Origin of the sequence: Actinophytocola sp. (genome assembly GCF_045807065.1) — a bacterium.
Lineage (GTDB): Bacteria > Actinomycetota > Actinomycetes > Mycobacteriales > Pseudonocardiaceae > Actinophytocola.
Map to the genome: position 1 here is coordinate 1 of NZ_JBJMIE010000766.1, position 8,920 is coordinate 8,920.

Here is an 8,920-nt window from a genome sequence, read left to right on the forward strand (position 1 = left end):
GACAACTTCTTCAAGTCGGCCGGTCCCATCGGGGTCTCGTTCTTCTTCGTGCTCAGTGGTTTCGTCCTGACGTGGTCGTCGACTCCAGGGGACCGGCCGGGGGCGTTCTGGCGGCGTCGTGCGGTGAAGATCTATCCCAACCACATCGCCACCTGGGCCCTGTCCATGGTGCTGTTCGCCGCCGCTACCACGCCGGTCTTCGCCTGGCTGCCGAACCTGTTCCTGGTCCACGCGTACAGCACCAATCCCGTCGTCCTGCAGAGCGTCAACTTCCCGTCCTGGTCGCTCTGCGCGGAGGTCCTCTTCTACGCCCTGTTCCCGCTGCTGATCGTGTTGATCCGGCGGATCCCGGAAGGGCGGCTGTGGCTGTGGGCCGCGGTGATGGTCGCCGGCGTGGCGCTCGTGCCCATCCTGACGCCGTTGATCCACGGTGGTGTGATGATGCCCCGGAACGGCGCGACGACGCTCCAATGGTGGTTCGCGTACCCGTTCCCGGTGCCGCGTCTGGTCGAGTTCGTGTTGGGCATGGTCCTGGCCCGGATCGTCATGGCGGGCAAGTGGCCCCGCATCGGCCTGCTGCCCTCGGCGGTCGTCTTCGCCGTCGGCTACTGGCTGACGCTGGTGGTCCCCAGGGTGTACGGCCTCACCCTCACCACGATCCTCGGGGTCGGCATGATCATCTGCGCCGCGGCGACGTCGGACCTGAACGGCGGCGGCGGTGCCTGGCTGCGCGGCCGGGTCATGGTGTGGCTGGGCACCGTCTCCTTCGCGTTCTACATGGTCCAGGGCCCGGTGATCTTCTACGGTCGGTCGAAGTTCCCGGGGACCTTCGCCACCGTCCCGGCGTTCGGGTTGCTGATCGCGCTGATCCTCGTGAACCTGCTCGCGGCCTGGCTGCTGTACCGCCTGGTGGAGGAGCCGATGATGCGCCGCTTCAGCCGCAGCCGCAAGCGGCCCAGGACCGAGTCGGTGTCCACACCGGCCGGCTGACTCCAGGCGCCCGCACCCGGGTGTCGGGACCCGGGTGCCACCGAAACCAACAGGCGGGAGCTGACCACGTTGACTCCACCGACGTCGGCGGACCGGGTGTCGCGAACCCATCGGGCACGCGCGGTCGGCATCGGCCGCGCCCATGCCAAGGCCATCCTGCTGGGGGAGCACGCCGTCGTGTACGGAGCGCCGGCACTCGCGCTGCCCCTGCCCCAACTGACGGTCTCGGCACGCGCCGAGTGGGCGAGGACCGGGGGGCACGATCTGGACGAGGTCGCCGTCACCCTCGACGGCGGTCTGCCCGCGCCGACGCCGGCGCGGGCGACCGAGAGCCTGCGCCGGCTGACCGGCGAGGTCAGGGCCGCCCTGGGGGTGATCGACGGTCCACCGCTCGACGTGACCATCGAGAGCACGATTCCCAGCGGTCGGGGCCTGGGCTCCAGCGCGGCGTACGCGCGTGCGATCGTCCTCGCCCTCGCCGATCTCGCCGGGCGCGAGGTCGGCGAGGACGAGGTGTTCGATCTCGTCCAGACCTCCGAGAACGTGGTGCACGGCCGTTCCAGCGGCGTCGACGCGTGGACCGTGGGTGCGACCGCCCCGTTGCTGTTCCAGGCCGGTCGGGTCCAGGAACTGGGGGTCGGCCGTCCTGGTGCGCTCGTCATCGCGGACAGCGGCGTCGTCGGGCGCACCAGGGACATGGTCGAGCGGCTGCGCCACGACTTCGGGCGCACCGCCGGCGCGCGGGATGCCTTCGTGCGCACGGCGACCGAACTGACCGAGTCGGCACGAGTTGCCCTCGCCGACGGCAGGCTGGCCGACCTCGGCGCGCGGCTCACGGACTACCACGAACTGCTTCGCGTCGCCGGGGTGAGCACCGACGGCTGCGACGCGTTGGTCAGGACCGCGCTCACCGAGGGCTGCTTCGGCGCGAAGATCACCGGCGGCGGCGGTGGTGGTTGCGTGCTCGCCCTGACCACGCCCGAGCGGACGGCCGGCCTCGCCCGACGGCTGTGCGAGGCCGGCGCCGCGCGGACCTGGGTCATATCGCTGGGAGGACGTGGCGACGATGCGCTCTGAACACTGGTCCACCCTGGTCCAACCGGCGCGGCCGGTCACCTCGGGCAGCGCCACAGCCGTCGCGCAGCCGAACATCGCGCTGGTCAAGTACTGGGGCAAGCGCGACGAGCGGCTCGTCCTGCCGTGGTCGGACAGCCTGTCGATGACCCTCGACATCTTCCCGACCACCACGCACGTCCGGATCGCCCCGGACGCGGAGCACGACACGGTCGTCCTCAACGGCCGGCCCGCCACCGGCGAGGTACTGCGGCGCGTCACCACGTTCCTGGAACTGGTGCGGAACACGGCCGGCCGCCGAGGAGCGGCCGTCGTCGAGACCGACAACACCGTGCCGACCGGGGCGGGTCTGGCGTCGTCGGCGAGTGCGTTCGCCGCGCTCGCCGTCGCCGCCGCCACCGTGTACGGGCTCGACCTCGACGCCACCGCGTTGTCCCGCCTGGCTCGGCGCGGATCCGGGTCGGCGTCCCGGTCCGTCTTCGGCGGGTTCGCCGTCTGGCACGCCGGTCAGCGGACGAGCACGCTCGCGGAGGCGGATCTGAACTCCTACGCCGAGCCGGTGCCATCGGGGGACCTGGACCCGGCGCTGGTGATCGTCGTGGTCGACGCGGGACCGAAAGCCGTGTCCAGCCGTGAGGCCATGCGGCGGACCGTCGACACCTCGCCGCTGTACGGGTCGTGGGTGGCCGCCAGCGAGGACGACCTCGTCCTCATGCGGGACGCACTGCGGCGGGGTGATCTGGACGCGGTGGGCAGTATCGCCGAGCAGAACGCGCTCGGCATGCACGCGACGATGCTGGCGGCGCGGCCCGCGGTGCGCTACCTGTCGCCCGCCACGCTCGAGGTACTCGACCAGGTGTCGCGGCTGCGGCGGGACGGCGTGTCGGCTTACGCGACCATGGATGCCGGGCCGAACGTCAAGGTGCTCTGCCATCGCGCGGACGCCGACCGGGTGGCCGAGGCCCTGCGTCGCTCGAACCCGGAGAGCTCGGTGCACGTCGCGGGACCGGGACAGGGTGCCCGCCTGCTGCGGGCGAGCGGATGACGCCCCAGCCGGCCACGGTGGTCCGGCGTGCGCCGGGGAAGTTGTTCGTCGTTGGCGAGTTCGCCGTGGTCGAGGCCGGGACGCCGGCGATCCTGGTGGCGGTCGACCGATACGTCACCGTCACCGTGTCCGGCAACGCCGGCGCCGGTGTCGTGATCTCCACCGATCTCGGTCCGAGCGGGGTGCGATGGCGGTGGCGGGACGGTCGGCTGCACCCGTGCGATGACGAATCGCCCGTCGGCCTGACCCATGTGGTGTCGGCGATCGAGGTCGTGGGCGGGCTGCTGGCCGAACGCGGCCTCGCCGCACCCGCGATGAGCGTCTCGGTCCGCAGTGAACTGCACGACAACGGAACGAAGTTCGGCCTGGGGTCCAGCGGCGCGGTGACCGTGGCGACCGTCGCGGCGGTGACCGCGTTCTGCGGTCTCGAACTGCCCGCCGACACGCGGTTCCGCCTGGCCGTGCTCGCCACGGTGGGAATCGATGTCCGAGCCTCCTGCGGCGACCTCGCGGCCAGTACCTGGGGCGGCTGGCTGGCGTACCGATCACCCGACCGGGCGGCCGTGCTCGACCTGCTGCTGCGCCGGGGTGTCGAGGAGACACTGCGGGTGCCGTGGCCGGGTTTCGGGGTGCGTCGGTTGCCGCCGCCCGACGGCCTGTCCCTGGAGGTCGGTTGGACCGGGACACCCGCCGTCACGACGGCCAGGGTCGCCGACCTGTACCAGCGACCCTGGCGGGGCGGCGAGTCGCACCGCGGGTTCGTGGCGACCACCACCGACTGCGTTCGCGCGTCGGTGTCCGCGCTGGAACGCGGCGACCACCACGCCCTGCAGGACCAGATCCGCCGTGCCCGGCGGGAGTTGACCCGCCTGGACGACGAGGTCGGCCTCGGCATCTTCACGACGGGGCTCACCCGGTTGTGCGAGGTCGCGGAGGCCGTCGGCGGCGCGGCGAAGCCCTCCGGGGCGGGCGGCGGTGACTGCGGTATCGCACTGCTGGCCGCCGACGCGGCGCGCGACATCTGTGACGTACGCGGGCGGTGGGCCGAGGTTGGGGTCCGACACCTGCCGATCCGACCCACCGTGGAAAGGAACGAGGATGACCAGCCAACGCAAGGATGACCATGTCCGACTAGCCGTCGAGCAACAGCGCGGGCTCAGCGGCGGCAACCAGTTCGACGAGGTGTCGTTCCTGCACCACGCCCTGGCGGGCATCGACCGGCCGGACGTGTCGCTGGCCGTGTCCTTCGCGGGCGTCTCCTGGCCGGTGCCGCTCTACATCAACGCGATGACCGGCGGCAGCGAGAAGACCGGTGTCATCAACCGGGATCTGGCCATCGCGGCGCGCGAGACCGGCGTACCGCTGGCGTCGGGATCGATGAGCGCGTACTTCCGGGACCCGTCCTGCGCCGGCACGTTCTCCGTGCTGCGCGAGGAGAACCCGGACGGGTTCGTCGTGGCCAACGTCAACGCGACCGCGTCGGTGGACAAGGCGCGGCGGGCGGTGGACCTGCTGCGCGCCGACGCCCTGCAGATCCACCTCAACGTCGTGCAGGAAACCGTGATGCCGGAGGGCGACCGGTCGTTCTCGGCATGGGCGCCGCAGATCGCGACGATCGCCGCCGCCGTCGACGTCCCGGTGATCGTCAAGGAGGTCGGTTTCGGGATGAGCCGGGAAACCGTGCTGCTCCTGCGGGAACTGGGCGTGCGGGCGGTGGATGTCAGCGGTCGCGGCGGGACCGACTTCGCCCGCATCGAGAACGGCCGACGCGAGTTCGCCGAGTACGCCTACCTCCACGGCTGGGGACAGTCCACCGCGGCCTGCCTGCTGGACGCCCAGCAGGTCGACCTGCCGGTGCTCGCCTCCGGTGGCGTCCGCCACCCGCTCGACGTCGCCCGCTCGCTCGCGCTCGGCGCCCACGGCGTCGGCGTGTCCGGCGGGTTCCTGCGGACGCTGCTGGAAGGGGGCGTGTCCGCGCTGATCGGGCAGATCACCGTCTGGCTGGACCAACTGGCGGCCCTGCAGACGATGCTCGGCGCGCGCACCCCCACCGATCTGTCCCACTGCGATCTGGTGATCAGCGGAGAGCTCCGCTCCTTCTGCGACGACCGGGGCATCGACACGCGGCTGCTCGCCCAGCGCTCGCGTGCGGTCGGGTCGTCGCCCGAACTGGCGGGAACCGCACGATGACGAGCCCGTACACGGTAGCCGCGGTCCCGATGCGGTGGGTGGGGCCGCTGCGGGTCTCGGGGAACGTCGTCACCACCGAGACCCATGTTCCGCTCGCCACCTACGAGTCGCCGCTGTGGCCGTCGGTCGGCCGGGGGGCGAAGATCTCCATGCTCGCCGAGCACGGCATCGTCGCCACCCTGGTGGACGAGCGGATGACGCGGTCGGTGCTGGTCGAGGCCCGGGACGCGCAGACCGCCTACACGGCGGCCTGGAGCATCGAGGCGCGGATCGACGAACTGCGCGACGTGGTGCGCGCCCGCAGCAGGTTCACCGAACTGATCGGTGTCCGGCACGAGATCGTCGCGAACCTGTTGTTCGTCCGGTTCGAGTTCGCCACCGGCGACGCCGCCGGGCACAACATGGCGACGCTGGCGTCCGACGCACTGCTGGGACACCTGCTGGAGACCATCCCGGGGATCTCCTACGGGTCGATCTCGGCGAACTACTGCACGGACAAGAAGGCGACCGCGATCAACGGCATCCTCGGCCGGGGCAAGAACGTCGTCACGGAGTTGCTCGTCCCCCGGGCCGTGGTGGCGGACGTACTGCACACGACGGCGGCGAGGATCGCCGAGCTGAACATCCGCAAGAACCTGCTGGGCACCCTGCTCGCGGGCGGCATCCGCTCGGCCAACGCCCACTTCGCGAACATGCTCCTCGGGTTCTACCTGGCGACCGGTCAGGACGCGGCCAACATCGTGGAGGGATCGCAGGGGGTCACCATGGCCGAGGACCGGCACGGCGACCTGTACTTCTCCTGCACGTTGCCGAACCTGATCGTGGGCACGGTGGGCAACGGCAAGGAACTCGAGTTCGTGGAGGACAACCTGGCCCGGCTCGGTTGTCGGGTCGAACGGGAAGTCGGCGAGAACGCGCGCCGTCTCGCGGTGATCGCCGCGGCCACCGTGTTGTGCGGTGAGCTGTCGTTGCTGGCGGCGCAGACGAACCCCGGCGAGCTCATGCGGACGCATGTCCAACTGGAACGTCACAACAACAAGGTGAAGGTCGGTGACTAGGCATGCCCAACGATCTCGATATCGGGATCCACGATCTGTCGTTCTCGACAACCGAGTTCGTCCTGCCGCACACGGTGCTCGCCGAGCACAACGGCACCGACATCGGTAAGTACCACGTGGGTATCGGCCAGCGGTCGTTGAGCGTGCCCGCCGCCGACGAGGACATCGTGACCATGGCCGCGGCCGCCGCGGCACCCGTCGTCGCCCGCAACGGCTCCGATCAGATCCGGACGGTCGTGTTCGCGACGGAGTCGTCCGTCGACCAGGCGAAGTCGGCCGGTGTGTACGTGCACGCGCTGCTCGGGCTGCCGCCCGCCGCCCGGGTCGTCGAGTTGAAACAGGCTTGCTACGGCGCCACCGCGGCGCTGCAGTTCGGGATCGGTCTCGTGCACCGCGACCCCACACAGCGGGTGCTCGTGATCGCGAGCGACGTCTCCAGGTACGACCTGGACAGCCCGGCCGAGGCGACCCAGGGCGCGGCGGCGGTGGCCATGCTGGTCGGCGCGAACCCCGGCCTGGTGCGCGTCGAGGCACCGTCGGGACTGTTCACCGCGGACGTCATGGACTTCTGGCGGCCCAACTACCGGGACACCGCGTTGGTCGACGGGGAGGGCTCGATCATCGCCTACCTGCAGGCCGTGGAAGGCGTCTGGAAGGACTACGAGCGGCAGGGCGGCCGCCCGCTGGAGGAGTTCCGCGCGTTCTGCTACCACCAACCGTTCACGAAGATGGCGTACAAGGCCCACCGTCACCTGCTGAGCCTCTGCGGCGGCGATACGGACAAGGGCGCGATCGAGCGCGCCATCGGGCTGACCACCGCGTACAACGCCGAGGTCGGCAACAGCTACACGGCGTCGCTGTACCTCGGCCTCGCCGCACTGCTCGACCAGGCCGACGACCTCAACGACGAAGCCGTCGGTTTCCTCAGCTACGGCTCGGGCAGTGTCGCCGAGTTCTTCACCGGCACCGTCGTCCCGGGTTACCGCGAGCACCTGCGGACGGCGGCGAACCGCGAGGCGATCGACCGGCGCACACCGCTCGCCTACGCCGAGTACCGCGAGCTGCACCAGCGGTCCCTGCCCACCGACGGCGGCGAGCACCTCACCCCGGCACAGACCACCGGGCCGTTCCGCCTCGCCGGGATCCGGGACCACAAACGCCGCTACGAGCCGCGCTAGCCGGCCGTACTGGGGGACCCGGGGCGACCGCCGTGGACGGCGGGAAACCGGACCAGCGTCGACGCGGCGAGATTCCACCGGACGGACCCACCACGTACTGCCTGCACGTCCTCGACCCCGTCGGTGCGCTGCGGTCCCGCCGGCTTGTTGCGGTCAATGTCGCGTCCGCTGCGGTGGGCACTGGCTTGTCGAGTCGGCGGGGCGGGATTCACGCGGCCGCCGGTACCGGGGAGAGGGCTTGAGTGCGTTCGAGCAGGTGCAGGCCGAGTGCGCAGACCAGGCCGATGAGCGCCAGGCCGGCCCAGGGTAGTTGGGGCATGCCGGCGTCGCGGGCGAGGTCGAACACGGTGCCGGTGAACAGGTTGCCGGCCATGATGCCCACGCCGACGACGGTGTTGTAGAAGCCGTAGTGGGTGGCGACGAGGTGGTTGCCGGACAGCCGGATGATGGTGTCCATTTCGAACGGGAACACCACCAGCGTGCCCAGGGACAGCAGTGTCGCGGCGAGCACGAGCGCGGTGGCGGAACCCGTGGCGAGCGTTGGTGGCAGGAAGGCCACGGCCAGTATCGTCATGCCGATGGCCAGGCACCGGCCGGGTTGCCAGCGTTCCCGCGCCCATTCGGTGATGCGTAGTTGCCCGGCGATCGCCAGCAGGCCGGACACCACGAACAGGGCGGTGACGAGGGCGGTGCCGGCCGCCCCCGAGCCGGCGATCTCCTTGGCTTGCAGCGGGAGGGCGAGGTAGACCTGGAACGACAGGACGTTCGAGCCGATCATGACCAGCGCGAAGAGCAGGAACGGCCGGTTGGTCGCCACGACCCGCCAGTCCGTCAGCACCGAGCGCCGCCCTTCGGTCGTCGGCCGGTGTGGCAGGGCGCGGATCTGCAGCACGGTCAGCGCGGCGAACACCGCGGCGGCGGCGAGGCAGGTCAGCCGGAAGTCCACCGCGGTCAGCGCGAGCCCGACGAGTGGGCCGGCCAGGATGCCGCCCTGGTAGAAGACGTTGAACAGGGAGAACGCCGCCACCCGTCGGGCACCGGCGTCCGCGGCGAGGTAAGCGCGCACCGCGGGGTTGAACAACGCGCCGGCGAACCCGGTGGCGGCCGACGCGACCACCAGCGTGGGCAGCGAGTCGACCATGCCCAGCAGCAGGAACCCGGCGGTGCGCAGGAGGCAGCCCGCGACGATCAGGGGCTTGTAGCCGAACCGGTCGGCGAGCGTGCCGCCGAGGAGGAACATGCCCTGCTGCGAGAAGTTCCGCATGCCGAGCACCAGACCGATCGCCCAGCCGGCCAGGCCGAGCGGTCCGGCGAGGTAGCCCGCCAGGTAGGGCATCAGCATGTAGAAGCCGACGTTGATGGTGAACTGGTTGACCAGGAGCAGC

8 protein-coding genes are annotated in these 8,920 nt (G+C 70.9%); 7 read left to right on the top strand and 1 reads right to left on the bottom strand.

Annotated features, from left to right (window positions below; translation table 11 throughout):
* From ACJ73U_RS44825 to ACJ73U_RS44855, 7 genes are all read left to right on the top strand, one after another.
* Positions 1-990 (top strand): acyltransferase family protein (locus ACJ73U_RS44825; protein WP_407783895.1); only part of this gene is annotated, 990 nt, incomplete at its 5' end.
* A gap of 96 nt (positions 991-1,086) precedes the next feature.
* Entirely contained in the window at positions 1,087-2,067 is a 981-nt protein-coding gene (gene mvk, locus ACJ73U_RS44830) for a mevalonate kinase (RefSeq protein WP_407783896.1), read from the top strand.
* Positions 2,057-3,109 carry a diphosphomevalonate decarboxylase gene (gene mvaD, locus ACJ73U_RS44835; protein WP_407783897.1) on the top strand — a complete coding sequence of 351 codons (1,053 nt, stop codon included), beginning with the start codon at positions 2,057-2,059 and terminating at the stop codon, positions 3,107-3,109. Before mvk ends, mvaD begins: the two co-directional genes overlap by 11 nt.
* Positions 3,106-4,230: a phosphomevalonate kinase gene (locus ACJ73U_RS44840; protein ID WP_407783898.1), complete on the top strand. Its 1,125-nt coding sequence runs from the start codon at positions 3,106-3,108 to the stop codon at positions 4,228-4,230. The genes mvaD and ACJ73U_RS44840 overlap by 4 nt, the downstream gene beginning before the upstream one ends.
* Positions 4,208-5,299: a type 2 isopentenyl-diphosphate Delta-isomerase gene (gene fni, locus ACJ73U_RS44845; protein WP_407783899.1), complete on the top strand. Its 1,092-nt coding sequence runs from the start codon at positions 4,208-4,210 to the stop codon at positions 5,297-5,299. The genes ACJ73U_RS44840 and fni overlap by 23 nt, the downstream gene beginning before the upstream one ends.
* Positions 5,296-6,357 (top strand): hypothetical protein, encoded by a 1,062-nt coding sequence (locus tag ACJ73U_RS44850; protein ID WP_407783900.1) that lies wholly within the window; start codon positions 5,296-5,298, stop codon positions 6,355-6,357. The genes fni and ACJ73U_RS44850 overlap by 4 nt, the downstream gene beginning before the upstream one ends.
* 2 nt (positions 6,358-6,359) lie before the next feature.
* On the top strand, positions 6,360-7,535 hold the full coding sequence (locus ACJ73U_RS44855; RefSeq protein WP_407783901.1) for a hydroxymethylglutaryl-CoA synthase: 1,176 nt from the start codon (positions 6,360-6,362) through the stop codon (positions 7,533-7,535).
* Between the two features lie 208 nt (positions 7,536-7,743).
* Here the strand turns inward: ACJ73U_RS44855 and ACJ73U_RS44860 are convergent, their stop codons facing one another.
* Positions 7,744-8,919: an MFS transporter gene (locus tag ACJ73U_RS44860; protein ID WP_407783902.1), complete on the bottom strand. Its 1,176-nt coding sequence runs from the start codon at positions 8,917-8,919 to the stop codon at positions 7,744-7,746.
* Between the last annotated feature and the right edge of the window lies 1 nt (position 8,920).

Excerpts from the sequence above, each read along its gene's own strand:
- ACJ73U_RS44840 (WP_407783898.1), top strand. The coding sequence starts at position 3,106 with ATGACGCCCCAGCCGGCCACGGTGGTCCGGCGTGCGCCGGGGAAGTTG.
- fni (WP_407783899.1), top strand. The coding sequence starts at position 4,208 with ATGACCAGCCAACGCAAGGATGACCATGTCCGACTAGCCGTCGAGCAA.
- mvaD (WP_407783897.1), top strand. The coding sequence starts at position 2,057 with ATGCGCTCTGAACACTGGTCCACCCTGGTCCAACCGGCGCGGCCGGTC.
- ACJ73U_RS44855 (WP_407783901.1), top strand. The coding sequence starts at position 6,360 with ATGCCCAACGATCTCGATATCGGGATCCACGATCTGTCGTTCTCGACA.
- ACJ73U_RS44850 (WP_407783900.1), top strand. The coding sequence starts at position 5,296 with ATGACGAGCCCGTACACGGTAGCCGCGGTCCCGATGCGGTGGGTGGGG.